Genomic DNA, 22654 nt, shown 5'->3' on the forward strand with positions numbered 1-22654 from the left:
AGAAAATTTCGTGACTATCAAATATCAAAGGAATATTTAATTTTTTGCTAAAAGATAATTCGGGAGCAATACATCTAAATCATTGGCGTGAAGAATGGTATTTTCGTCAGCTTTTTTCTTTAGCTCTTTGTATAATTTCCAATTGAATTCAAAATAAGCGGTCTTTAAAGTTTTCGAAATAATAGGTATTCTAGAAACAGGATATGGGCGAGATATTTTTTCTTCACCGCCCCAATTATTACCAATCAGCTCAATTTCATATCCTTTTTCATGCAGTGTTTTGCAAACTTTTTCAATTCTTTGATCGGTATAAAGATTACTGAATGCGGAAGTCAATACTTTTTTTGAGCCATTATTTCTTCTTTCCAATCAGTAAATGATAAACCTGTACAAAACATATAATTCCGTTTGGAATAATTACCGGCCAAAGCATTCCGCTGAAAATGCCGTAGATGACAAAACAGATACATCCGACCAAATTGACAATCCTGATTTTGGTTAAATCTTTAAGAATAAAACTTAATATAATGAAAACGGAAGCGGCATAGCCGATGTAATTTGTAATTTCGGAGCTCATGAGGGAAATTTGAGGATAACAAACTTAGTCATTTTCAGTAAGATAAAAAACTTTTTTCTGCCATAAAGTCATTAATTGTTTTTTGGTAAAATATTTGTAATTTAGATATAGAATAAACGATAAATGTTATCGTTATTCCAATTTGAGATACAATATTATGGATTATAAGTTTTCACAAGGTTTGAGCCAAGTGTTCAAACAAAGCAAAAATGAAGCTAAGCGGCTGAAAAGTGAATTTCTTAATACAGAACATCTACTTTTAGGTATTATAAAAACAGAAAACTCTGCAAAAGAAATCCTTCAAGGGCTCAACGCCGATTTAACACAAATCAGAAGAAAAATTGAAACTTTAAATACAGCAAGTCTAAATCCTATTTCTGAGGAGGTTACCAATATTTCTTTCACCAAGATGGCAGATCATTCCATTAAACGTGCAGAGTTAGAATGCAGACAATATAAAAGCAACGAGATCAATACCGTTCACTTGCTTTTGGGCATTTTATACAAATATGAGGATCCTACTTCAAGTATTTTAGGAGCTTATGACATTGACTATGAAGGAGTTTCAAGAGAATATCAAACAATGCTAAAAAATTCCGGTCAATCTGCACCTCAAAACTCTGCGTATGATGATGACGATGACAGAGAAGAATTTGAGCAAATGAGAAAGCCTACAGGAAATTTAGGTTCTGCAAAAAGTAAAACTCCGACTTTGGATAACTTTGGTAGAGATTTGACTTCTTTGGCAAGAGACGGGAAATTAGACCCAGTAATCGGTCGTGAGAAAGAAATCGAAAGAGTTTCTCAAATTTTATCAAGAAGAAAGAAAAACAATCCGTTGCTGATCGGTGAGCCTGGAGTTGGTAAATCTGCAATTGCCGAAGGTTTGGCTTTAAGAATTCAACAGAAGAAAGTTTCTAGAGTTCTTTTTGGTAAAAGAGTCATCACGCTTGATTTGGCGAGTTTAGTTGCCGGAACAAAATACCGTGGTCAGTTTGAAGAAAGAATGAAAGCCATCATGACGGAACTTGAAAAGAACCGCGATGTGATCTTATTCATCGATGAGTTGCACACAATTGTGGGAGCAGGAAGTTCTACAGGAAGTTTAGATGCTTCTAATATGTTCAAACCAGCTTTGGCAAGAGGTGAAATTCAATGTATTGGTGCTACAACTCTTGACGAATATCGTCAATATATTGAAAAAGATGGTGCTTTAGAAAGAAGATTCCAAAAAGTAATGGTAGAGCCTACCAATATTGAGGAAACGATTCAGATTTTGAATCAGATTAAAGATAAATATGAAGAACATCACAATGTAGTGTATACGGAGGAAGCTATTTTGGCTTGTGTCAATTTGACATCAAGATACATTACAGACCGATTTTTACCGGACAAGGCGATTGATGCGATGGATGAAGCTGGATCTCGTGTTTATATTAAAAACATGAAAGTTCCTACAGAAATCATTGACTTTGAAAAGAAAATCGAAGACATTAAAGAACTGAAACAAAAAGCTGTAAAAGCTCAGGATTATCTGGAAGCAAGAAAGCTGAAGGATGAAGAAGAGCGTTTACAAATGGAGTTGAATTCTGCTCAGGATCAATGGGATAAAGATGTAAAAGAGAAAAAAGAGGTTGTATCTGAAGAAAGTGTTGCCGAAGTGGTTTCTATGATGAGCGGTGTTCCTGTAACGAAAGTTGGCAAGAACGAGTTGGATAAACTAGCCGGAATGGATAATAACCTGAACGGAAAAGTGATCGGACAAGAAGACGCTGTGAAAAAGGTAGTAAAAGCTATCCAAAGAAACAGAGCCGGACTGAAAGATCCAAACAGACCAATTGGAACATTCATTTTCTTAGGTACAACAGGTGTTGGTAAAACTGAGCTGGCAAAAGTAATGGCAAGAGAACTCTTCGATTCTGACGAAGCACTGATCAGAATTGATATGAGTGAATACATGGAGAAATTCGCTGTTTCAAGATTGGTTGGTGCGCCTCCAGGATATGTTGGATACGAAGAAGGCGGACAGTTAACCGAAGCGGTTAGAAGAAAGCCTTACGCGGTAGTTCTTTTAGATGAGATCGAAAAAGCGCATCCAGATGTATTTAATATTTTGTTGCAAATCTTAGATGAAGGTCACGTAACTGATAGTTTAGGAAGAAAAATTGATTTTAGAAATACAATTATCATCCTTACTTCAAACATCGGAACTAGAGATATTAAAGACTTCGGTGATGGTGTAGGATTTGGAACGAATGCGAAAAAATCTAACTCTGATTCAAGAACGAGAAGTACGATTGAAAACGCTCTTAAAAAGCATTTGCTCCGGAATTCTTAAACAGAATTGATGACATCGTTATCTTCAACTCTCTTGAGAGAACAGATATTTCTAAAATTATCGATATTGAATTAGGTAAACTATATTCAAGACTTGAAAAATTAGGTTACAAAGTAGATTTAACTACTGAAGCCAAAGATTTCATTTCAGAAAAAGGTTGGGACAAAGATTTTGGCGCAAGACCATTGAAGAGAGCTATTCAGAAGTATATTGAAGATTTATTAGCAGAAATGCTCGTCAACAAACAATTAACTGAAGGCGAAACTGTAACTTTAGATTTAAATGAAGCTAAAGACGGATTAGAAGGAAAAACTCAGAAGACTAAAAAGTCGGCAATTGAGAAATCTTAATAATAATTAATTTTAAATAAATAATGAAAGCATCGGGAAATTTCCGATGCTTTCATTATTTATTTCTCCCACAGATTGCACAGATTTTCACGGATGCTGCTGCAGAAATTTAGAATAATGACTTAAAAATCTGCTTAATCAGTAAATCTGCGAGAGTAAAATGTTTTCTCCCCAATTATCTGCGTAAATTTTAAAGTCCCACCACAAAACCTACACTAGGAATCAATCCTCCGGAAAAAACACTGCTGTTTTCTTTATACAAAACATTATACATCAAACCGATCTGCATAAAAGAATTATTCCCGATTTGCTGCATATATCCACCACCTAAATAAAGAGCAGTCTCCTGCTGATTATCTTTAAAATCATAAAATTTATCTTCATAATTGATAAAGAAATGCTGCAAATTACCACTCACAAAGAAAGACCTGGCAAAATAATAATTCACAAATGGCCCAAAACCAAACATCGTCGATTTATAAAAATCTGAAGTCTGCCAAGAAACGCTTCCAATTAAACCTGCTTCTAAATCATTGGTCAGTCGATACCCTACTCTCGGCGCAACCTGAAGATTAAAATAAGAATTGCTTCCAAAACCAACTCCTAAACCACCTCCGAAAGTCCATTTATTGGTTTCAGTTGTTGGTGTTCCTACAGAAACCTGAGAAAATGATAGTCCTGAAATCAGGAGGAATGAAGAAATTAATAGTTTTTTCATATTAAATATTTTTGTTTGCTAAAAATTAAACAACAATTTTGTGACTCTATCGTTTTTATCAATCCATAAAATTATCATTTTTTTTGTGAATAGGATTATCGTAATTTTGCAGCTCAACTAAGAACTCCCGTTAAGAGTTTCGTAAAATTGAATACATGAAAGTAGTAGTAGGCCTCTCAGGAGGTGTAGATTCGAGTGTTACAGCGTATTTGCTGCAGCAACAAGGTCACGAAGTTGTGGCTTTATTTATGAGAAACTGGAACGATGCTTCCGTAACTTTAGAAGACGAATGCCCTTGGATTGAGGACAGCAATGATGCCTTAATGGTTGCCCAGAAATTGGGAATTCCGTTTCAGGTGATTGACATGAGCGATTTGTATAAGGAAAGAATCGTTGATTACATGTTTGATGAATACCAGAAAGGAAGAACTCCGAATCCTGATGTTTTGTGTAACAGAGAGGTGAAATTTGATGTTTTTATGAAGACCGCAATGTCTTTGGGTGCAGATAAAGTAGCAACCGGACATTACGCAAGAGTAGATTCTACTTTTGATGAAAACGGAAAGGAAATTTTCCACCTTTTGGCAGGAAAAGACAACAATAAAGATCAGTCTTATTTTTTATGTCAGCTGAATCAAGATCAGCTCTCAAAAGCGTTGTTTCCTATCGGAGAACTGACAAAGCCTCAGGTTAGAGAAATCGCAAAAGAAATCGGGTTGGTTACGGCTGATAAAAAAGATTCTCAGGGATTATGTTTTATCGGAAAAGTAAGCTTACCTCAATTTTTACAACAACAATTGGTACCGAAAGAAGGTGAAATTGTAGAAATTTTCAAAGATTCACCATTATTTTCTGAAGAAGTACCAACATTTTCGTCTAAAGAAGAAGAGCTTGAATTTTTAAGTAAAAAAATCAATTATAAAAAAGCTGACGGAAAAGTTATCGGAAAGCATCAGGGTGCTCAGTTTTTCACAATTGGACAGAGCAAAGGATTAGGAATCGGCGGACATAAAGAATCTTGTTTTATTGTTTCCAGAGACATGGAAAACAACATCATTTTCGTTGGTGAAAGTCACAGTTTCCCAGGTTTACATAAGAAAGCTTTGAAAATTGCTCAATCAGAACTTCATTGGGTTCGAGAAGATTTAAGATTAAAAAACGGAGAATCAATGGAAGTTCTCGGAAGATTCCGTTATAGACAAGAACTTCAAAAATCGAAAATTTATCAGTTTGAAAACGCCTTCTATATGGAATTTGAAAATTCTCAATCAGCTATCGCTGAAGGACAATTTGCTTCGTGGTATATTGATGATGAACTGATTGGAAGCGGAGTTATTTCGTAAATATATTAGAAGACCTTTTCTGAAGGTCTTTTTTCTTTTAAGAATCCATTAGATTATATCTGTGGGAGCAAGTGAAACAAATCTGGAGAGACATAACGCCAATCGGAAGACAAGGTTTGCCTTCTGAAATCGGAAATGCTGAGGTATTTTTAGCCTCAGATGAATCATCTTTTATTGTAGGAACAGAAATTCTGGCTGACGGAGGTCTTACAAATATCAGTTTGATGAAATAGTTTTTCGATCCAAAAAAAATTAAGCATTCATTACTAAGAAAGTCTGGAAATAAGTTTTCCGTACTTTTATTTTTTTCTGTAACATATTTGGAGTTGTGATACTTACTTAGTAAATAACAATAAAAAATATCATTATGAAAACTTCTTTGAAAAATCAGTACGTCTACACCAACAACATTTTAATTTCTATTGTTTCCGCAGTGTTCGGATATAACCTTTATCAGGCGATCGTACATCCGGAAAAATCTCATCTTATTTTGAGTTTTATTCTTTTAGCAATTACTTATTTCGTATGTAAAAAATATGGGTACACAATCAACAATGAAAAAGAATAAAACTAAAAATTTATTGAGAAATATATAAGCCCGAAGCGTTCTGTTTCGGGTTTATTTTGGAAATAATATTTGCGTTATTATTTCAATTTGAACTTTAGGTTATTCAAATTAATAAACAATATAACAATGAATTCTAAAATTAAAATTAGTATTAAACATCCGACAGGTTTTCCTAAAAATAGTCCTCGTACTAATTTTACAATCCCTAATATGAAAATAGAAATCAGAAAGTACAATGTCGTTTTGGAAATACTTTCTTTGAATAATTTTAACCCAAAAACTGAACTGTAAAATCCAAATAAAACAATTAAATAGAATTTTAAAAAATCAGGACCTTTCAAAGAAATAGGATTGAAGGTATCTTTATTAATAACAAGCCAAACTAAGCTCATTATAACCGGAATCATGTGAATCATTATCTTTTTCATAGCTTCTTATTTTATCCGCCGCATCCACCACAACCGCCGCCACATCCTGCTCCGCAACCGCTTCCACCACTACATCCACTTCCGCCGCCGCCGCAACTTCCACCCGAGTCATCATTCTGTTTTTTATTTTTTAAATCAGTCACATTATTATCCTCGAATATTGAACCCAGTATCCCAAAAATGAAGAATAACACGCCCCCGATTAATATCACTGTAAACAAAGTTGAACCAACATTATCTGAGCAAGAATTTAATATCAATACAATGAAGATTAAAGAAAAAATCTTGATATTTTTTAACCAAAACCTTTTAGATTTTTGTTTAATATTTTTATTTTTCCAAATATCTTCCGGAGCTTCTTCCTGAAAAACTTCTCTGTAGCCGTTTAATGTATCCGAAAACCAGCTTGTGTGCTTATTTTTTTCTTCAAAACCGCCTTTTGACGGATGATGATGAAGTTTTCTTTTTAAAATATTCGGGCAAAACTCTTCCCAGTAATTTTGGGTGTAAATCAAATGCATGTGCCAGACTTTATCGACAATTTCGCTTGGTGAAGCTCCGTTTGGTAAAGTACAACAGAGATAAACGAATTTTTGTACTCTTCTATTGCCTTTGCAGTAAAATCTAAAGTCCAGTTTTCTTCTTTTGCCAATTTTTTTGAAAAGGGAAAATCGACATTTGGGGTGTCTAATGAAAAACTTTGAAGTCTGTTCCAAAGAGAATCATTTTGTAATAAGATTTTTGTTTCCATTGTTTTAACTTTTATTTTCTATTCAAATATGGCACTGATAAAAAATATAAAAGTCTTGCAATAATCTTTTTTGGTTTTAAAATAATCTTAAATTAGTCTTATCAAACAAAACTTAAAATGAAAAAAGAAGATATTCTGCATTTGGAGAAGCTGATGAACTTTCTGAGCCTGCATTTCTTAAAGAAAAACCATTGGGAAGATGTTTCAAAAACCGAATGGTCATACATCGTTGCAGAACTTAATGATTTAATTATCAATGAAAATTCAGATAAGAATATTAAGAAAGAAGCAGACATCTTAGGTCTAAATTACCTGTATGAACATTTGATTATCAACAAACTAAAGAAATATTACCAAAACGAAAATTTAGTTATAAGCAAACCGAATCTGGCAAAACTAAGTTTGATTGTCAAAGTTTTAGGTTACTCAAATTATATCGATTTCATTAATTCAAATACAGAATCATTCAATTTTAATGATTTGAGAATTGATATGAATAATGTGAAACAGAACACAGAATTGCTTGACAGGCTTGTCGGATGTTGGTATTCTTATAATAGAAATCTTCCGGAAAACCCTTCTCAGGCAAAAGACGATCGAATCTGGCGCTCTGCAATGGAAATCTACAAATCCGAAACTTCGGGTGAATATTTCGTCGAAAGAAGCGGCGGCGACCGTCACAAGTATTTCGGGAAAATAACGGCGTATTCAGATTATGTTTTTATCATCATGAACAGTAACACGTTTATCCGCCAAAGGCATTTTATCTCAAGAATAAAAGATATCAATGAGAAGATTAAAAACCCAGAATATAAGCTCTATGAACTGCATTTTATAAGTACTTGTATTAGTTTTAATCAAGAGCCGATTGCTCTTTTCGAGATCTTTCAAAAAGCTGACAGAAAAAACTTCATTCCTGATTCTATCAGTTTTCCTATTGACAGCGACGAAATTCCGCCATCAATTATTAAACAATTAGAAGATACAGAGGCTAACCGAATAGATTATAAATAGTTGATGATTTTTGGTTGATCGTTGTTAGTTTTAATTCAAAATTAACCTACCAGCCAATCTTTAAAATCTTTTACACGTTCACGGCTTACTGTAATTTCTTCCTGTGGCTGAAAGTTCAATTCAACCTTATAATTGGGTGAAGTATGGATGTTTTTGATGTAATCTGAATTGATAATAAACTGTCTGTTGACACGGAAAAACTTCTTATCATCAAGAACATCAGCCAATTCATCTAAAGTAAAATCTGAAGGATAAACACGATCAGAAGTCTGCAGATATACAATCTTATTTTCACTAAAAAAACAGCTGACTTCATGCGTTTGAACGATTTTCAAGTTGTATCCTATTTTCACTAAAATCCGGGAAAGCGTTGATTTTTCTTTCTTGATGAGTTGTTTGATATCATCCGAATTTACAGACTGATCTGAAGGAAGGAAAGTTTTAAACTTTTCAATTGCGCCTGATAAATCCTCATCCAGGATGGGTTTCAGAAGATAATCGATGCTGTTTAATTTAAATGCTTTTAAAGTATACTGATCAAACGCTGTCGTATAAATAATAAAAGCTTTGGTGGAAATTTTCTCAAAAATATCAAACGAAAGTCCGTCACCCAAAACAATATCAGAAAAAATAAGCTGCGGATGTTCATTTTCCGAGAACCATTGTACGGCATCTTCCACAGATTCTAAGTTTGCAACCAATTGTAATTCAGGGAAAAGACTCAACATTCTTTCTAACTTTCTTGCAGCGGGTTTTTCGTCTTCTATGATGACCGTTTTAATCATTGAGTGGGGTTTTTAGTTTAATTTGAATATTTCTTAGTAGTCATAATGTTTAATTTTAACGCAAAGTTCACAAAGATTTTTTAACTACTAACTGTTTTTTAAGTTACACAAAGCCGTTTCACTTATAAAAGTTCACGAAGTTTTTAAGTTAAAATAGATTACAGACAATAATAAATTTTAAATAAAAATAATTAAATCTTTTCGGTTTCTAAAAATTAATTGGTTTTTTTGTTTTGCTTAGTTCTTCTTCTAATACTTTGTTCTCCCATTCTGCATTTAAGACAAATAGTTTCACTGCTTTTACTGCCAAAATAATTCCCCAAACCGTCAGGATGATTGATCCGCTAAATATTGATTGAGATAAATCGCCAGATTTCATGAACCTTCTGAAAAATATGATCAAAGCTACGATCCCAAACCACATACAGTTTTTATAGAATGATTTCAAATCTTTTACTCTTTGTTGTGCGTTATTAAAGTTCATTTTATTAATTTTTTAAAGTTTGTTAATTAAAGTGATTTTGAACTTCTTCTCTCCTCCTCCATCAGTTGTTTTATTTTCTTTTCTTCCCAGTCTTTGCCGATTCCGAAAGTGCCTACTGCGTGAATCGTAAGACCTAATCCCCAGCCTAACATCGGCCAGTAAAACCACAAATGCTCAGGTGAAGTCAAAAGATTTAGAATCAATAAAAACGGAATGACTAAACAATAAGAAGTTAGATTGCCATAAAATCCTTTTAGATCTTTTACTCTTTTAGCTGCTTTTTCGTAAGCTAAATTTTCTTTGTTGAATGATAAATTTTCCATGATGTTTTGTTTTAAAAATTAATATTTGTTTGTTTTCTTGAGTCAAATTTAGGTCAAGAAACAGCTTCACTTCAACTTTATATAACCGAACGGTAGATTTTTGAGACTGAACAGCAGAAATCCCAACTCAATTCAAATCGGGATTTTATTTGATGCGTATAAAGGCTTATTTTCAAAATATAAACGGAATCAACTTTTTTGTCTTCTTTTTATATTCTGAATATTCAGTTCCGAACTGTTCTATCAATGCTTGTTCTTCAACTTTAATTCTGTAGAGAAATGCTAATAACGTTGGAACAAATGCGATAAACAGAGAAAACCAATTATTTAGAAATAATCCAAATCCAAAAAATGTGAGCAGCGCAAACGAATAAGAAGGATGCCTTACCCATCTGTAAAATCCTTCTTTTTTGATTTGATGATCGTCTTTAATTGAAACATCGACCGTGAAAAATTTGCCGAGAGATCTAATGATCATCCAGCGGAAAAAAATTCCGGTCACCATCAAAATTTCACCCAGATATAGAATCCAGTATTGATTTCTGATAGGAAAAGTAGTCAGTTTAGAAATAGTAACCGCTAAAAATACCGACGGAAGGATCACTACCCACAAAATATTGAGCGTAGATTGATCTTTCTTTTGGTCTTTTTTTTCTGATTTAAATTTTTGCTTGTAATAAATTTCGCTTAAAAACCAGACCGCAATCGAGACGTAAAAAAGTAAATACAGCGCATTCATTTACTTGTTTTTCTCCATCAGTTCTTTGATTTTCTTTTCTTCCCATTGTTTTGCGAAATTAAATCTGGGTAGAAAAACAAATAATGCATGCGCAAGAAGACCTATTCCCCAAAATATTGCTGTAAGGAAATTTTTAACCTGAAAATAACTCTCATTTGGTTTTAAATTGATGTAGTTAAAATAAGCAAACAAAAGATTAACCGCAACGTATGAAAATAGATGTCCATAGAAACCTCTCAATTTTTCTACTTGTTTTTTAGCCTGTTGATAATTAATATCATTTTCGTCAAATTTTTCCATTTTTTCCTATTTTTTCTGTTTATCCATAATTTCCCGAATCTTTTTTTCCTGCCAAGAAGTCCCGATTCCAAATACCTGAAAAGCGTGAGAAGCTACACCGACACCCCATCCTAAAAGTGGCCACCAAAACCAATAGTAATTATTTTGAGTGTAGAAATTCACAAAAATCAGGAAAGGAATAACTGCACAGTAAGAAATAAGATTTCCATAAAAACCTTTAATTTCTTTCACTCTTTTCTTAGCTCTGTCATAAGCTTTATCCTGGCTTTGTATATCTATCTTTTCAGTGTTTGGTTTTTCAGATAATACCGGAAGTTTCACTTTAAAATAATCCTCAGATTTTTCAATAAAAACATTTTTATCGGTAAGCAAAGAATATCGCTGTACAATATTCGCTAAACCAATTCCTGCACTTTCCTTCATCTGCTCACGAATCTGCAGATTATTTTCGATGCATAACGTGTCTCCTTCTGTAAAAATTTTAATCAATAAAGGTTTTGAAGATGTTGCTAAATTATGTTTGATACAGTTTTCTAAAAGCAATTGCAAAGAAAGCGGAACGACAAATCTTCGTAAATCTTCATCTTTTACATCAAAAATAAAATTGACACTGTCCTCAAATCTTGTTTTCAGCAAGTCACAATAGGTTTTTGCAAATTCTATTTCGTCTTCAATCGTTACCAGTTCTTTGTCTTTCTGCTCGAGAACATATCGGTAAATTTTCGACATTGAAGCGGTAAATTTCTGCGCCTGAGTTGGATTTTCATCAATTAATGAACTCAAAACATTCAATGAATTAAAAAGAAAATGCGGATCGAGCTGGTTTTTTAAACTTTCAAACTGTGCATTGGCAGATTTTGCAATGAGCTTTTGCTCTACAACTTCTTTTCTGGAAGTTTTTTTCAATTCTTCCATGAAACCTTTGGCGTGCAGGAAAGTAGAGATCAGGAGCGCAATATTGATGGTAAACCAGTTCGTAAAATTGTATCTGCCCGAAAAATACTCCTGCGTAGTTGCTGCTTTCTGAAATACTACAAAATTCATATAATTGCAGAAATGCACCAAAATAATATTGGCAATAAGAATAGAAATAATGCTGATAATTGCTCTTTTTGTTGTCGCTTCAGACCAAGGGAATCTTTTGTTCAGAAACTCATTAATTAAGCCGTTTCCGACGCCAAGAACGAATGAATACATACACGAAATAAGAACAGTTAGAAAAAAGTTCTCAATCGTTTTTTCATCGGTAAATGCGAAAAAGAAGAAAAGCGACGTTCCCATCGAGATCCAAAACAGTATGATTAATTCTTTACGCTTCATAATTAAGATTTTCTGATTCAAAAATAAATCAAATTATCTGCTACAAAAATTATTTGTTACCGAACGGTTGATTTTGTTTTCTGAACTGAAAAAACCTTCCGCAATAGAAGGTTCTCAGGTTGTTCTTATTTAAATTATTTTGTAGATGAAGCTCCCAATCCGATAAAATATTCAGCTTCTGATTTCCCCCAATCAGGATCTAATATAGTTTTTGGCTTGAAGGCATTAAACTTTTCCAAGGCTGTTTTGAACTGTTCAATGCCTTTAGTTTTGCTTCCTCCGTACTGTTCCGGTGTGAAGTAGGTGTCTTCTGCCTTGATTAAGCTAACTCTTGGGTTATCTGAATTTAATTTTTCAGCAATCGTTAATTCTTCCTGAGCTTTCATCCCGAAAGTCATATATCTTTCCTGAGGATTGACCATCATTTTCAGTGAATAAGCCATTTTCTGAAGCAAATGAATCTCAGAATTATCTTTATCTGTACTTCCAGCAGCATCAATATATTTTTGAGCCTGATCTGCGACAGCATCCAATTCCTGCATTTTTCCTTCTCTCATCAAAACTCTTCCTTTTTGAATGCAGGAAAAAGCGGTATAATAATTCGGCTGCCATTTTGTAGTTTCTTTTTCAGCAATTCTCTGAAAATCGTTAGCTAAAGCCTGAAAGTCTTCTGGTGTTTTACAGGTTTCAATTTTAGCGATTTTCTCTTTCATTACTTTTTCGTAATTAGCCTGAGCAAAAGATAGTAAGCTCATACAAGCTAAAGCAAAACTTAAAATGTATTTTTTCATGATTTCTAAATTTTTTAAAATTGTTTTTTATGATTTAAAGATAATATTATAGATTATTATTAATTGTATCCTGTGTTTTATCTACCCCAAAACTGATAAACATCCCCACAAATACAAACGTGTTAACCGGCGGAACGACCGCTGAACTTCTTGATCCGTTTTGTGAAAAGTTATAGCCGTAAATGTTTTTTGTTCCTAAAACATTTGAAATACTCACAACAAAAATAGTAAACGCTTTTGCATCTTTTTTACCAAGATTGGGTAGATAATTAAAGCTTAAATTGAGAGAATTATAATCTTTCAGTCTGCCTTCATTTCGAATAATATTTTTATCATTCTGAGTAACTATATCATAATAAGGTCTGCCTTTTGCGTAGGTGTACGACAGATTAACGCCAGTTTTCCATTCGGGGATAAATCTTTTGGCAACAAGGGAAATGGTGTGCTCTGCAGCGAAATTCGGTTTTAAACTTACAGGATAATTCAGAAAATCTCTTTTGGAATCAAGAAATGAATAGCTGACCCAATAATCTATATTTTCGAATGTTTTTTTATCTCTCCAGAATAGTTCCAATCCTTTTGCAAAACCGTTTCCGTTATTGTTAAAGGCCGTTTGTACCTGTTGGTTCTGGTCACCATTCGGAACAATATTCTGTGTTTTTATCAGTTCATCATATTTTTTATAAAATGCTTCAAACCTCAAGCTTCGGCCTTCTGTTGACCTTTGAACCTGAAAAATAAAGTGTTGTGATTGTTGAAAATCTAAATTCGCAGATGAGTTAATGTATTTACTTTCAGGATTTTGAAAGAACAATCCGTAAGCGAAAGAGGTTGTCCAGTCTTTTGCTAAACGATAAGCCAAAGCAAAACGTGGTGCGATATTAGTTTTATTAAGATAAGAAGAGTTTTCTCCTCTCACGCCAATCTTTGCAGAAAAGTGATTGCTGAAACCTAAGTCTGTTTCCACAAAAGCAGAAGAAATCAAATCCCGATAATTTTTATTGACTTCGCCGAAATTTAGTTTTTCATTGGCATAATTTAATTCAAACCCGCCTCGTAAAGCGCTTATTTTATTGATTTTTCTGTCGACAACCGCTTTAAAATTAATGTAATTTCCATCATTCAATAATTGTGTTTTTTCTGATTCAATGTCATTGGTTTCTGTCGAGAAATTTAAATCTGATTGGTTATAAGAATATGAGGCACTTGTATTTAAAAGATATTTCCCGAATTTTTGCTTTAAAGACAAATTGTGATACGTGTTTTTTCCTTTTAATCTTACCAATGCAAAATCGTATCCCGGTTCTAAACTTTCGGTTTTCACGCCCATTTTATTGTTATCAAACATTCCGTAATATTTAAAAAATCCGCCGGACTTTGTTTTGATTCTAAAGTTTGCATCACCGTTAAAACCTCGTGGAGCATCAATAAAGTCGGTATTAAAATTAAAAACGTCCTGCATCAAACCTAAGTTTGAATAACCTAAGGTCGCTCCATAAGAATGATCTTTATTTTCACTTAATTTCTGAAAACCTCCATTTAAAAATATCGGTGAAACCCCGAAATCATAAGAGCTCTGATCGGGAAGATCTACACTTTCAAGCATCAAAGCACCGGAAAGCGCCTGCCCATAAAGAGCAGAATACCCGCCACTCGAAAAAACATTTCCTTTGAAAAGAGACGTATTGAAGCGGTCTCTTCCCGCAATTCCGGGAACGGAACTTGAAAAATAATTATTGATTAAGCTTCCGTCCATAAAAATTTTGGTTTCAGTTCCTGTTCCCCACGAACGAATAATCCTTCTGTCTCGCCCACTTTTTGTACACCGGGAAGATAATTTAGAGCGGAAGAAATTTGTCCGTCAGCACCAGCCGTTGTATAAATATCAATCGGTGTAAGCAAAGCGGTTGCTCTTTTTTTATCGCTCGCTTCAATAGAACCCGCCGAAACTACGACAGCATCTATTTCGTTGATTTGCTCTTTCAGTTCTGCATTCATGTAGACATCCTGATCTGCGATGAGAATAGTCTTTTCAATTTCATTATATTTTGGATGTACGAAAGTGAGAATACGGTTGCCTTTTTCAGTCGTTTCAAAAGAAAAATTTCCTTCCATATCTGTTGTTGCTCCGTCGTATGTATCCTTCAGCGTCACGCTGACTTCACTTACGCCTTTATTTTTAAAAGTCACTTTTCCTGTAATTTTTGTCTGAGAAAAGCTCAGTATAAATAAGAAAAAAGAGACAAGAAATAATAGTTTTGTTTTCATAGCTGTATTAATTCGAATCAAAAATATGATGAATTTTTATTGTTTTGAATTTTTTGTTGCTGAGCTGTAGAATTTGAAATCTGAACCGTATTTAAAGAGTTTTCTGTCTATTTTTTAACCTCGCATACATTTTAACGCAAAGAAAAACTAAGATTTTTTGTCAAAAAATACCCATTATTTTAAGGTAAACAAGGGCGTTTCACTTATTCAAGCAATACAAGTTTTAAATGCACGAAGGATTTGCTATTGTATCAATTAATTGGAATGCAGAAATCAACAACCATTTTTCCTTCAGGATGTTCTTTAAAGTTTGAGTGATAGATTTCGAAAGGAAGTGCTTTGCGAGTTGAATAACCGTTTTCTTTCATCCATAAAAATAAAGATACCCAAGATTGTTCGAAATCAGCAAGGGTAACTTCTCCGCTTCCGACGATAAATTTTCCAGCTTCCAAGGTTTCAGGAAACACTTCTCCTTCTTGTTTCTCCAATTTTTCATCCAGAAGCATGCAGGCATGAATTCTTACTTTATCCGCGGCTGTCACTTTAAAACTATCATGATAAACAGAAATCATTTTAAGATTTTCTCGGGGAAATAACTGCTTTTCTTTTGCCCAATCGATCAGAAGATTAAAAGAAGATTCTACATTTGCAATACCAAGGCTCATTACAGCTGCCAGATTCATTTCCGGAAGATGTGCTACTTTAATTTTTAAATTCATTGTTGTCCAGTTTAATAGGTTTTCTATGTTGCAAATGTATTGGTCAAAAACGGTATCTACTTGTCCGTTCTTGCTTTGTATTGGCGAAATTGTATGAAATTTTTCCGGACTGAGTTTTCTAAATTCTGAAGGAGATGTTCCGTAATATTTTTTAAAAGCTTTATTAAAATCTGAATGGCTGGAGAATCCTAAATTCAGATAAATATCTTTTAGCGATAAGTTCTTTCTCAATGAAAGATAGAATGCACTTTTTTCTATTCTTTTTCTAAAAATATAATTCTGCAAAGTTTCTCCAATGATCATCTTGAAAATTCTGTGAAAATGAAACGGTGAATAGGCTGCTATTTTCGCAACTTTTTCTAAACTTAGTTCGGTATCAAGATTGTTATCTATATACTGAATGATTTTTACCATTCTTTTCTTATACTCTTTCAAGACAAAATTTTTGCAAAGGTATCAAGATAATTTGAGGACGATTTGTCTTTTATTGCTAATTGCAGAAAACGATTTCAAATCATAAACTGTTCTGAAATTGTTTATTAAATTTAAGATTACAACATTTAAATATTAATTTATGAAACTACAGACTTTAACATTATTAACGGGTTGCGCTTTATTTGCAGCATCTTGCAGTACGAGTAAAACCTACAACATTTTAGCAAAAAGCGGAACAAAAACTGACGGAACAGCAAAATTTACACAAAACGGAAATGATGTGGTGCTGAACTTAGAAGTCAATAATTTAACTCCCGGAATTCATGCCGTGCACATTCATGAGAAAGGCGACTGCTCATCACCTACCGCAGAATCTGCCGGAGGACATTGGAATCCTTCAAAATCTGACCACGGAAAATGGGGAAATGCACACTTTCACATGGGCGATATCGGAAATCTGGTTGCTGATCATGAAGGAAAGGCAAAACTGACCTTTAAAACGGATAAATGGTGTTTGGATTGTCCTGAAGAGGCTAAAAATATTATGGGGAAAGGCCTAATCATTCATGCCGGGAAAGATGATTATCAAACTCAGCCAACCGGAAATGCTGGCGGAAGAGTGGGATGTATCGAAATTAAATAATTTATCTATTAAATAAAAGAAGCGGCGCTAATCTTCGATTAGCGCCGCTTCTTTTTAAATTTATAATCTTAAACTTTAGCTTTCATTTCTGCAATGATGTTCATCGCTTCCTGAAGGTAAGTATCTTTTTAAGATTTTTGATCCACATTTCAGATTTTTTCTTGAATACTTCATCTTTTTTCTCTCTTTCAACTTCTGCAGGATACATTGAGAATTTAAGACCGTTTTCAAATTTAGTTAAAGCTTTAAATTTCTCAATCTGAGATTTTCTCTGCTTCATCAGGTCATTGAATTTATTGATATTCAAAGTGATGGTTTCTTCTTTATCTAATTGCTCTCTCCATTTTGCAGACTCAAGCAATAACTGATAGTTGGTGTTTTTAGCCATTCTATCGTTGCTAGATTTTTCTAAAGCTTTTACGTCAAAATAACTCAATTTCTGATAAGTTGAACTCGGAATTTTATCCCAAGCTAAAGCAAAATCATCATATCTCTCACCTACTTCAGCATACGTGAAGAAATCTTCCATTCTGATATCTGATACGATACCTTTTCTCTGGTTAGACTCTCCGCTGATTCTGTAGAATTTCTGAATCGTCAGTTTTAATGATCCGAAATCGTCTTCTGTATTTAAGAATCTGTTTAGATCAACAAAAGTCTGTACGGTACCTTTACCGAAAGATTGTGGAGAACCAACAATGATTGCTCTTCCGTAATCCTGCATTGCACCTGCTAAAATCTCAGAAGCTGAAGCAGACAGTTCGTTTTGCATAATTACTAAAGGACCCGTCCAGATCGGAGTTTCCTGTTTATTTTTCAAAGTCTGAATTTTTCCGTTTCCGTCTTTCACCTGAACATAAGGACCTGCATTCATAAATAATCCCATGATGTCACCCACTTCCGTCAATGAACCACCACCGTTATTTCTAAGGTCTAAAACGATTCCTTCAATTCCCTGAGCTTTCAGTTTTACGATTTCGTTTTTGATGTCATCAGAAGCATTTCTTCCTTTTTCGTCTTCAAAATCTGCATTAAAACTTGGTAAATTAATGACTCCGTATTTTTTCCCGTTTGGAGAGTTTACAATAATACTTCTTGCGAAAGTGTCTTCAATCGCAACTTCCTCACGAATCATCGTCACCTCAACAATCGTTTTATCTTTTTTCTGAACCGTCAAAGTAACCGGAGTTCCTTTTTCACCTCTTATTAATCTCACTGCCTCATCAGAAAGCATTCCGACAACATTTACTGCATCTTCTTTTGGTTTAGATCTTACTTTAAGAATTTTATCCCCTTCTGAAAGCTTTTTAGATTTCCAAGCCGGTGCACCAATCGTCAATGCCCCAAGGAAAAGATTACCTTTTTTCTCCTGAATGATTGCTCCGATTCCGATCACCTTTCCTTTGAACTGAGTATCGAAATCTTCTTTATCTTTTGGAGAATAATAGTTCGTGTGCGGATCGAAAACTTCAGTATACGCATTCATATACACCGTAAACCAATCCATTTTTTTCTTTTTTGGAATCTGGTGAACGTTTCTTTCACCAAATCTTTCACCTCGTCAGTTGCTTTGATTTTTTTCTGCTCAGGCGTAAGAATCTGCAATTTAATGGTGTCATTCAACTTGTATTTCTGTACAGAATCTTTCTTTTCTTTCTGCGCTTCTTCTTTGCTGTTCATCGATTCAATTTCCTGAAGAATATTGTATTTGATGAATTTTCTCCATTCATTATATTGCTCTTTCTTATCTGTCGGAACTTTTTTAAGTTTAGACTCCAAAGTCAAAGTTTCATCTTCTTCCAGGTTAATTGGTTTGCTGAAAATATCCTGAGTGATTTTATCGATTTCGTCAACTCTTTGGTACAATCTGTCAACCGTCAATTTATAGAAGGACAAATCGCCCATGTTCAGATAATCGTCAAGCTTGGTTTCGTGCTTGCCAAATTCTGCCATATCAGACTGCAGAAAATATCTTTTTCCCGGATCGATCATTTCGAAATAATGTTTGTAAACATCTTTCGAATAGGCATCGTTGATAGGTTTTGGGCTGTAATGTAAATAAGAAAGGGTGTTTTTAACGCTCACCATTATCGTCTGCATTTTCTCATCGTCATTTTTTGGCGAGTTGAAACAAAACATAAGACTTGTCAATGGAATAAGGAGTAGAAATTTATTTAGTTTAAAATTTTTCCACATAAATCTGTATTGTATATTTTATTAAGTTTAAAAAAAATCATTCAATAAGTAGCATTTATTAAATGACTGTTACAAACTATCAAATTTAATACCTTATTTATAATTATCAATTAGTTTTAAGTAATTTTGTTAAAATTTAATTTTTATGGAAAAACCACTTATTCTGGTAACCAATGATGATGGAATTACGGCTCCCGGTATCAGAAATCTTGTAGAATTTATGAACGAAATCGGAGAAGTAATCGTGGTAGCTCCCAATTCTCCTCAGAGCGGAAAAGGTCACGCAATCACTATCAACTCGACTTTAAGCTACGAAGAAGTTCAGCTTGAAGGTCCACAAAAAGATTATTCTTGCAGCGGAACTCCTGTAGACTGTGTGAAGATGGCTTTAGATAAAATTCTTCCGAGAAGACCGGATATTGTGGTTTCAGGGATTAATCATGGCGCCAATTCTTCGATCAATGTAATTTATTCAGGAACGATGTCTGCTGCGGTAGAAGGCGGTGTGGAAGGTCTTCCTTCGATTGGTTTTTCGCTTCTTGACTTCAGTTGGGAAGCAGATTTTACACAGGCCAAAGAATATATTCAGGGAATCGTAAGAAAAACATTGGAAAACCCGATGCCTAAAGGTGTTGTTCTCAATGTAAACATTCCTAAACTTTCAAAAGAGGAAATTAAAGGCGTAAAAATTTGTAAACAGGCCAATGCAAAATGGGAAGAAAGTTTTGATGAACGAATCAATCCGCACGGTAAAAAATATTACTGGTTAACCGGATATTTCAATAATATGGATGAGTCTGAAGATGCTGACGAAACGGCTTTGGCAAACGGATATATTTCTATTGTTCCTGTGAAATTTGATATGACGGCTTATGAGTATATGAATACGCTGAATGAGGTGATGAAATTTGATTAAAAATAAAAAAAGCGTAGAAAATTATTCTCACGCTTTTTTATTGTTTATGTTGTTTTGTCTTGAAATTGAAGATTCGACGTAGTCAAACATAAGAACCAGTCCCGAAGCTTAGGGACAAGACTTGGAATCTGAAGGCTAAAAATTAAATTTTAATTCTATAATTTATCGAAAGCTTTTATAAAGTCTTTTATCAAAAACTTAAATATAACCAAAAACTAAAAAACAATTAAATAACCATCAAGCAATTACATTATACTTTTGATTTAAGCTTTTGATTTTATCATAAATATCAACCACTTTTGAATCACATCAAAATTTTCAAATAAATTTGAAGGATTAGTAATCTAAATATTTATATAAAAGATTGGATATACTAATTTAGCGTCTAGTAAAAGAAGATATTTATTGTAGGTAATCAATCTATAACTCCCACACGAAAGGATTCGTGCGGGAGCGGGGATTATCTTTTAAAGATCAACTTTCTGCAAATTTAAGTGTTCAAAATACTTTACGTGCATCAGCATATCTTTGTGGTGATAAAATTAAAATTGGCAGAGAAGATATCGTTTGCTGTAACGGATCGCCTTTAGCTTTTACCACCGGATTTGCACCATTTATTACATTGTCAGTGACTGACGGTACTTCATTAGTTGATATCAACTGACCAACCAACTTACCTTAGTTGATATCAACCCTAAACCTAATGCAAATAGAAATGTTACATTACAGGCTTTTCTTCAAGGAGATGGCAGATCTAATACAGTAACTAAAAATGTCTGGATTGGCGGGTCAGAGTTAAGCTTCTTGTGGGAATCCATATGATACGGTATGTATTAATAGTGGAAGCTATGGGCCGGTATTTAATGCTGTTGTAGACGGTATAGGAATGAATGGAATGCCAATAACACGAACTATGAGTGGGAAAAAGTAGATGGTAATTTTATATTTGTCAGCTCTGGAAATGGATATATTTCGTCTGTTAGCAACAATGGATACCTCTATGATTGTTTCTAGATTTAAAAATATTGCTATGTTTTAGCTGTTCTATTTCATATAAAGGACACAATGATTTTATATACAAAAACCTCGCATTTTTCGAGTTTTTTTTAAAAAAGGCTCAGATTATAAAAGCCAAGCCCTAACTTTTTTGACTTACACTCTTTATGGAAGAGTGTCTCTCGTGAACCTATATAGGTTACAGTTATTTGATAAACATTAATATTTTCGGTTTCTTTTTTAGAACAACCTAACAATATAAATAATGAGTAAATTTTTCAAATCCTATTTTTTTTACCCACCAATATCTATTACTAATAGTTTAACGCTCTATAATTTCTGTATCACCATTCCAATTTTTCTTTGTTACGATTTGTAGATAAAAAAGATTATCATTTAATCCTTCGTTATTATAATGGGAAGTTATTTTCAGAATTTTATCTAAAATTGCAACACCATTTTTCTTATTGAAAAAATATTGTTCAAGCTTGTTATCTTTATTTACTTCAACTAGTACTCTCGACTCCTTAGTGAATTTTTTTATTTTTGAATAGGAATTTTTTTCAATATCCATTAAATCTTCTTTTTTATTTGATGATTAACTTTTGGGAAAATGTTCTCATTAGGCTTCGTGTTTTAAGAATAATTATGGAGGTGGAGCATCTCGTGGTCCTGTATATTTTACAGTTATTTGATAAACATTAATATTTTCAGTTTCTTTTTTAGAACAACCTAACAATACAACTAAAACAATAAGTAGATTTTTCATATTCTATTTTTTTAACCACCAATATCTATTTGTATATTGAATACTTGTAAGAGGCATGGTTAGACTATGACCTGATGAGTATAAATTAAACCCATAATACAATGTATGTACAGCGTGAGCTCCACTACTGTTAAAACCGACCAATGACAGTTCAGCTCTTCAACCTGTGGGAGTACTTAGTCTAGCTCGAGTGGGCAGATCTCTAAAAGTATGTTTATTTCCTTCTTTTATCCAAGAATTTTCAACATAATCTCTCTTGGCATAATAAAACGAATCATTATTTTGATATGGTTTAAGAAGCACCACCAATATTATAATCTTTTATATGTTTTGTTGAGAATGCCTTCGCATAACAATAACTAATATAAATTGACCTGGTAAAATTCATCCTATAATCTATTTATTGATTAACAAGTTTTTAACGTCTTATAACCCTTACATCATTATACCAATTTTGCTTATTTGTATTTTTAGTTTTTAATTGTAGATCAGAAAGATCAGCATTTAATCGATCATTGTTGTTATGTGAAGTTATTTTTTTAATTTTATCTAAAATCTCAACACCATCATTCTTATTGAAATAATATTTTTGAATCTTATTATCTTTAGTAATTTTAACTAAAAGTAACAAACCCTCATTGAATTCTTTTAGTTTTGAGTAAGATATTTCTTCGATCTTCATCAAATCTTTTTTTTCTACTTGATAATTAACCTCTGGGAAAACATTCTCATTCGGCTTCCTGTCTGTAAGAATAATTTTTTGAGATGGAGAGTTTTCATGCCCTGTATAACTTACAGTTATCTGATAAACAATAATATTTTCGGTTTCTTTTTTAGAACAACCTAGAAACAATATAACCAAAACAATAAGTAAATTTTTCAT

At 33.4% G+C, this 22654-nt stretch carries 26 protein-coding genes and 2 pseudogenes; 9 read left to right on the plus strand and 19 right to left on the minus strand.

What is annotated here, in order from left to right:
* Window positions 1–36 precede the first annotated feature (36 nt).
* Together EAG08_RS22935 and EAG08_RS10835 are read right to left on the minus strand one after the other, a co-directional pair.
* The gene (locus EAG08_RS22935) at window positions 37–369 is read right to left on the minus strand and encodes a hypothetical protein (RefSeq protein ID WP_317126266.1); all 333 of its coding nucleotides are present in this window, start codon (window positions 367–369) and stop codon (window positions 37–39) included.
* Window positions 353–577, minus strand: a complete 225-nt coding sequence (locus tag EAG08_RS10835; RefSeq protein ID WP_129535444.1) for a uroporphyrinogen decarboxylase — start codon at window positions 575–577, stop codon at window positions 353–355. Before EAG08_RS10835 ends, EAG08_RS22935 begins: the two co-directional genes overlap by 17 nt.
* A 157-nt stretch (window positions 578–734) precedes the next feature.
* Here EAG08_RS10835 and EAG08_RS10840 point away from each other — a divergent pair.
* A pseudogene (locus tag EAG08_RS10840) lies at window positions 735–3265 on the plus strand (ATP-dependent Clp protease ATP-binding subunit).
* A 190-nt stretch (window positions 3266–3455) separates the two neighbouring features.
* On the opposite strand, the gene EAG08_RS10845 reads toward EAG08_RS10840, so the two are convergent.
* Window positions 3456–3983 carry a hypothetical protein gene (locus tag EAG08_RS10845; protein ID WP_129535445.1) on the minus strand — a complete coding sequence of 176 codons (528 nt, stop codon included), beginning with the start codon at window positions 3981–3983 and terminating at the stop codon, window positions 3456–3458.
* Between the two features lie 155 nt (window positions 3984–4138).
* Between EAG08_RS10845 and mnmA the strand changes: the two genes are divergently transcribed.
* From mnmA to EAG08_RS21355, 4 genes are all read left to right on the plus strand, one after another.
* The gene (gene mnmA / locus EAG08_RS10850; RefSeq protein WP_129535446.1) at window positions 4139–5326 is read left to right on the plus strand and encodes a tRNA 2-thiouridine(34) synthase MnmA; all 1188 of its coding nucleotides are present in this window, start codon (window positions 4139–4141) and stop codon (window positions 5324–5326) included.
* 71 nt (window positions 5327–5397) lie between these two features.
* The gene (locus EAG08_RS10855) at window positions 5398–5559 is read left to right on the plus strand and encodes an SDR family oxidoreductase (RefSeq protein WP_228446508.1); all 162 of its coding nucleotides are present in this window, start codon (window positions 5398–5400) and stop codon (window positions 5557–5559) included.
* Window positions 5560–5693: 134 nt separating this feature from the next.
* The gene (locus EAG08_RS10860; RefSeq protein WP_129535448.1) at window positions 5694–5894 is read left to right on the plus strand and encodes a hypothetical protein; all 201 of its coding nucleotides are present in this window, start codon (window positions 5694–5696) and stop codon (window positions 5892–5894) included.
* Window positions 5895–6020: 126 nt separating this feature from the next.
* A complete protein-coding gene (locus EAG08_RS21355) occupies window positions 6021–6185 on the plus strand; it encodes a hypothetical protein (protein WP_164998556.1) in 165 nt (54 codons plus the stop codon).
* 148 nt (window positions 6186–6333) lie between these two features.
* Here EAG08_RS21355 and EAG08_RS10870 read toward each other — a convergent pair whose 3' ends face one another.
* The gene (locus tag EAG08_RS10870) at window positions 6334–6843 is read right to left on the minus strand and encodes a hypothetical protein (protein ID WP_228446510.1); all 510 of its coding nucleotides are present in this window, start codon (window positions 6841–6843) and stop codon (window positions 6334–6336) included.
* Window positions 6834–7073 (minus strand): hypothetical protein, encoded by a 240-nt coding sequence (locus EAG08_RS22065; RefSeq protein ID WP_228446512.1) that lies wholly within the window; start codon window positions 7071–7073, stop codon window positions 6834–6836. Before EAG08_RS22065 ends, EAG08_RS10870 begins: the two co-directional genes overlap by 10 nt.
* 117 nt (window positions 7074–7190) lie before the next feature.
* Here EAG08_RS22065 and EAG08_RS10875 point away from each other — a divergent pair, with 117 nt between their 5' ends.
* Entirely contained in the window at window positions 7191–8087 is an 897-nt protein-coding gene (locus tag EAG08_RS10875) for a hypothetical protein (RefSeq protein ID WP_129535450.1), read from the plus strand.
* A gap of 41 nt (window positions 8088–8128) precedes the next feature.
* On the opposite strand, the gene EAG08_RS10880 is transcribed toward EAG08_RS10875, so the two are convergent.
* The 10 genes from EAG08_RS10880 to EAG08_RS10920 form a co-directional block, all read right to left on the minus strand.
* Window positions 8129–8872, minus strand: a complete 744-nt coding sequence (locus EAG08_RS10880; protein ID WP_129535451.1) for a LytR/AlgR family response regulator transcription factor — start codon at window positions 8870–8872, stop codon at window positions 8129–8131.
* Between the two features lie 208 nt (window positions 8873–9080).
* A complete protein-coding gene (locus EAG08_RS10885) occupies window positions 9081–9356 on the minus strand; it encodes a 2TM domain-containing protein (protein WP_129535452.1) in 276 nt (91 codons plus the stop codon).
* A 26-nt stretch (window positions 9357–9382) separates the two neighbouring features.
* Complete coding sequence (locus tag EAG08_RS10890) at window positions 9383–9679, minus strand: 2TM domain-containing protein (RefSeq protein WP_129535453.1); 297 nt, start codon at window positions 9677–9679, stop codon at window positions 9383–9385.
* Between the two features lie 172 nt (window positions 9680–9851).
* Window positions 9852–10418 carry a methyltransferase family protein gene (locus tag EAG08_RS10895; protein ID WP_129535454.1) on the minus strand — a complete coding sequence of 189 codons (567 nt, stop codon included), beginning with the start codon at window positions 10416–10418 and terminating at the stop codon, window positions 9852–9854.
* Window positions 10419–10718 carry a 2TM domain-containing protein gene (locus EAG08_RS10900; protein WP_129535455.1) on the minus strand — a complete coding sequence of 100 codons (300 nt, stop codon included), beginning with the start codon at window positions 10716–10718 and terminating at the stop codon, window positions 10419–10421. It abuts the gene before it with no gap.
* A gap of 6 nt (window positions 10719–10724) precedes the next feature.
* Window positions 10725–12038, minus strand: a complete 1314-nt coding sequence (locus EAG08_RS10905; protein ID WP_129535456.1) for a 2TM domain-containing protein — start codon at window positions 12036–12038, stop codon at window positions 10725–10727.
* Between the two features lie 134 nt (window positions 12039–12172).
* Window positions 12173–12829 (minus strand): hypothetical protein, encoded by a 657-nt coding sequence (locus EAG08_RS10910; RefSeq protein WP_129535457.1) that lies wholly within the window; start codon window positions 12827–12829, stop codon window positions 12173–12175.
* A gap of 46 nt (window positions 12830–12875) precedes the next feature.
* Window positions 12876–14585 carry a TonB-dependent receptor plug domain-containing protein gene (locus tag EAG08_RS10915; protein WP_228446513.1) on the minus strand — a complete coding sequence of 570 codons (1710 nt, stop codon included), beginning with the start codon at window positions 14583–14585 and terminating at the stop codon, window positions 12876–12878.
* Window positions 14570–15097, minus strand: a complete 528-nt coding sequence (locus EAG08_RS22070; RefSeq protein ID WP_228446515.1) for a carboxypeptidase-like regulatory domain-containing protein — start codon at window positions 15095–15097, stop codon at window positions 14570–14572. The genes EAG08_RS10915 and EAG08_RS22070 overlap by 16 nt, the downstream gene beginning before the upstream one ends.
* Before the next feature lie 251 nt (window positions 15098–15348).
* Window positions 15349–16251, minus strand: coding sequence for a GyrI-like domain-containing protein (locus EAG08_RS10920; RefSeq protein ID WP_129535458.1), 903 nt, complete (start codon window positions 16249–16251; stop codon window positions 15349–15351).
* Window positions 16252–16390: 139 nt separating this feature from the next.
* Between EAG08_RS10920 and EAG08_RS10925 the strand changes: the two genes are divergently transcribed.
* Complete coding sequence (locus EAG08_RS10925; RefSeq protein ID WP_129535459.1) at window positions 16391–16894, plus strand: superoxide dismutase family protein; 504 nt, start codon at window positions 16391–16393, stop codon at window positions 16892–16894.
* 68 nt (window positions 16895–16962) lie between these two features.
* Here EAG08_RS10925 and EAG08_RS10930 read toward each other — a convergent pair.
* Window positions 16963–19090, minus strand: a pseudogene (locus EAG08_RS10930) (carboxy terminal-processing peptidase).
* A gap of 145 nt (window positions 19091–19235) precedes the next feature.
* Here EAG08_RS10930 and surE point away from each other — a divergent pair.
* Both surE and EAG08_RS10940 read left to right on the plus strand, forming a co-directional pair.
* Window positions 19236–20006, plus strand: a complete 771-nt coding sequence (gene surE / locus EAG08_RS10935; protein ID WP_129535460.1) for a 5'/3'-nucleotidase SurE — start codon at window positions 19236–19238, stop codon at window positions 20004–20006.
* A 445-nt stretch (window positions 20007–20451) separates the two neighbouring features.
* Entirely contained in the window at window positions 20452–20670 is a 219-nt protein-coding gene (locus tag EAG08_RS10940; protein ID WP_129535461.1) for a hypothetical protein, read from the plus strand.
* 654 nt (window positions 20671–21324) lie between these two features.
* Here EAG08_RS10940 and EAG08_RS10945 read toward each other — a convergent pair.
* The 3 genes from EAG08_RS10945 to EAG08_RS10950 all read right to left on the minus strand — a co-directional run bounded on the left by EAG08_RS10945 (window position 21325) and on the right by EAG08_RS10950 (window position 22654).
* Entirely contained in the window at window positions 21325–21576 is a 252-nt protein-coding gene (locus tag EAG08_RS10945; RefSeq protein WP_129535462.1) for a hypothetical protein, read from the minus strand.
* Window positions 21577–21648: 72 nt separating this feature from the next.
* Entirely contained in the window at window positions 21649–21771 is a 123-nt protein-coding gene (locus EAG08_RS22650) for a hypothetical protein (protein ID WP_262696727.1), read from the minus strand.
* A 418-nt stretch (window positions 21772–22189) separates the two neighbouring features.
* Window positions 22190–22654 carry a hypothetical protein gene (locus tag EAG08_RS10950; protein ID WP_129535463.1) on the minus strand — a complete coding sequence of 155 codons (465 nt, stop codon included), beginning with the start codon at window positions 22652–22654 and terminating at the stop codon, window positions 22190–22192.

This window comes from Chryseobacterium sp. 3008163 (assembly GCF_003669035.1).
Lineage (GTDB): Bacteria > Bacteroidota > Bacteroidia > Flavobacteriales > Weeksellaceae > Chryseobacterium.

Excerpts from the sequence above, each read along its gene's own strand:
- EAG08_RS10880 (WP_129535451.1), bottom strand. The coding sequence starts at position 8,872 with ATGATTAAAACGGTCATCATAGAAGACGAAAAACCCGCTGCAAGAAAG.
- EAG08_RS10905 (WP_129535456.1), bottom strand. The coding sequence starts at position 12,038 with ATGAAGCGTAAAGAATTAATCATACTGTTTTGGATCTCGATGGGAACG.
- EAG08_RS21355 (WP_164998556.1), top strand. The coding sequence starts at position 6,021 with ATGAATTCTAAAATTAAAATTAGTATTAAACATCCGACAGGTTTTCCT.
- EAG08_RS10835 (WP_129535444.1), bottom strand. The coding sequence starts at position 577 with ATGAGCTCCGAAATTACAAATTACATCGGCTATGCCGCTTCCGTTTTC.
- EAG08_RS10885 (WP_129535452.1), bottom strand. The coding sequence starts at position 9,356 with ATGAACTTTAATAACGCACAACAAAGAGTAAAAGATTTGAAATCATTC.
- EAG08_RS22650 (WP_262696727.1), bottom strand. The coding sequence starts at position 21,771 with ATGAAAAATCTACTTATTGTTTTAGTTGTATTGTTAGGTTGTTCTAAA.
- EAG08_RS10900 (WP_129535455.1), bottom strand. The coding sequence starts at position 10,718 with ATGGAAAAATTTGACGAAAATGATATTAATTATCAACAGGCTAAAAAA.
- EAG08_RS10945 (WP_129535462.1), bottom strand. The coding sequence starts at position 21,576 with ATGGATATTGAAAAAAATTCCTATTCAAAAATAAAAAAATTCACTAAG.
- surE (WP_129535460.1), top strand. The coding sequence starts at position 19,236 with ATGGAAAAACCACTTATTCTGGTAACCAATGATGATGGAATTACGGCT.
- mnmA (WP_129535446.1), top strand. The coding sequence starts at position 4,139 with ATGAAAGTAGTAGTAGGCCTCTCAGGAGGTGTAGATTCGAGTGTTACA.
- EAG08_RS10910 (WP_129535457.1), bottom strand. The coding sequence starts at position 12,829 with ATGAAAAAATACATTTTAAGTTTTGCTTTAGCTTGTATGAGCTTACTA.
- EAG08_RS22070 (WP_228446515.1), bottom strand. The coding sequence starts at position 15,097 with ATGAAAACAAAACTATTATTTCTTGTCTCTTTTTTCTTATTTATACTG.
- EAG08_RS10890 (WP_129535453.1), bottom strand. The coding sequence starts at position 9,679 with ATGGAAAATTTATCATTCAACAAAGAAAATTTAGCTTACGAAAAAGCA.
- EAG08_RS10875 (WP_129535450.1), top strand. The coding sequence starts at position 7,191 with ATGAAAAAAGAAGATATTCTGCATTTGGAGAAGCTGATGAACTTTCTG.
- EAG08_RS10845 (WP_129535445.1), bottom strand. The coding sequence starts at position 3,983 with ATGAAAAAACTATTAATTTCTTCATTCCTCCTGATTTCAGGACTATCA.
- EAG08_RS10860 (WP_129535448.1), top strand. The coding sequence starts at position 5,694 with ATGAAAACTTCTTTGAAAAATCAGTACGTCTACACCAACAACATTTTA.
- EAG08_RS10895 (WP_129535454.1), bottom strand. The coding sequence starts at position 10,418 with ATGAATGCGCTGTATTTACTTTTTTACGTCTCGATTGCGGTCTGGTTT.
- EAG08_RS10925 (WP_129535459.1), top strand. The coding sequence starts at position 16,391 with ATGAAACTACAGACTTTAACATTATTAACGGGTTGCGCTTTATTTGCA.
- EAG08_RS10870 (WP_228446510.1), bottom strand. The coding sequence starts at position 6,843 with ATGCATTTGATTTACACCCAAAATTACTGGGAAGAGTTTTGCCCGAAT.
- EAG08_RS10950 (WP_129535463.1), bottom strand. The coding sequence starts at position 22,654 with ATGAAAAATTTACTTATTGTTTTGGTTATATTGTTTCTAGGTTGTTCT.
- EAG08_RS10915 (WP_228446513.1), bottom strand. The coding sequence starts at position 14,585 with ATGGACGGAAGCTTAATCAATAATTATTTTTCAAGTTCCGTTCCCGGA.
- EAG08_RS22065 (WP_228446512.1), bottom strand. The coding sequence starts at position 7,073 with ATGGAAACAAAAATCTTATTACAAAATGATTCTCTTTGGAACAGACTT.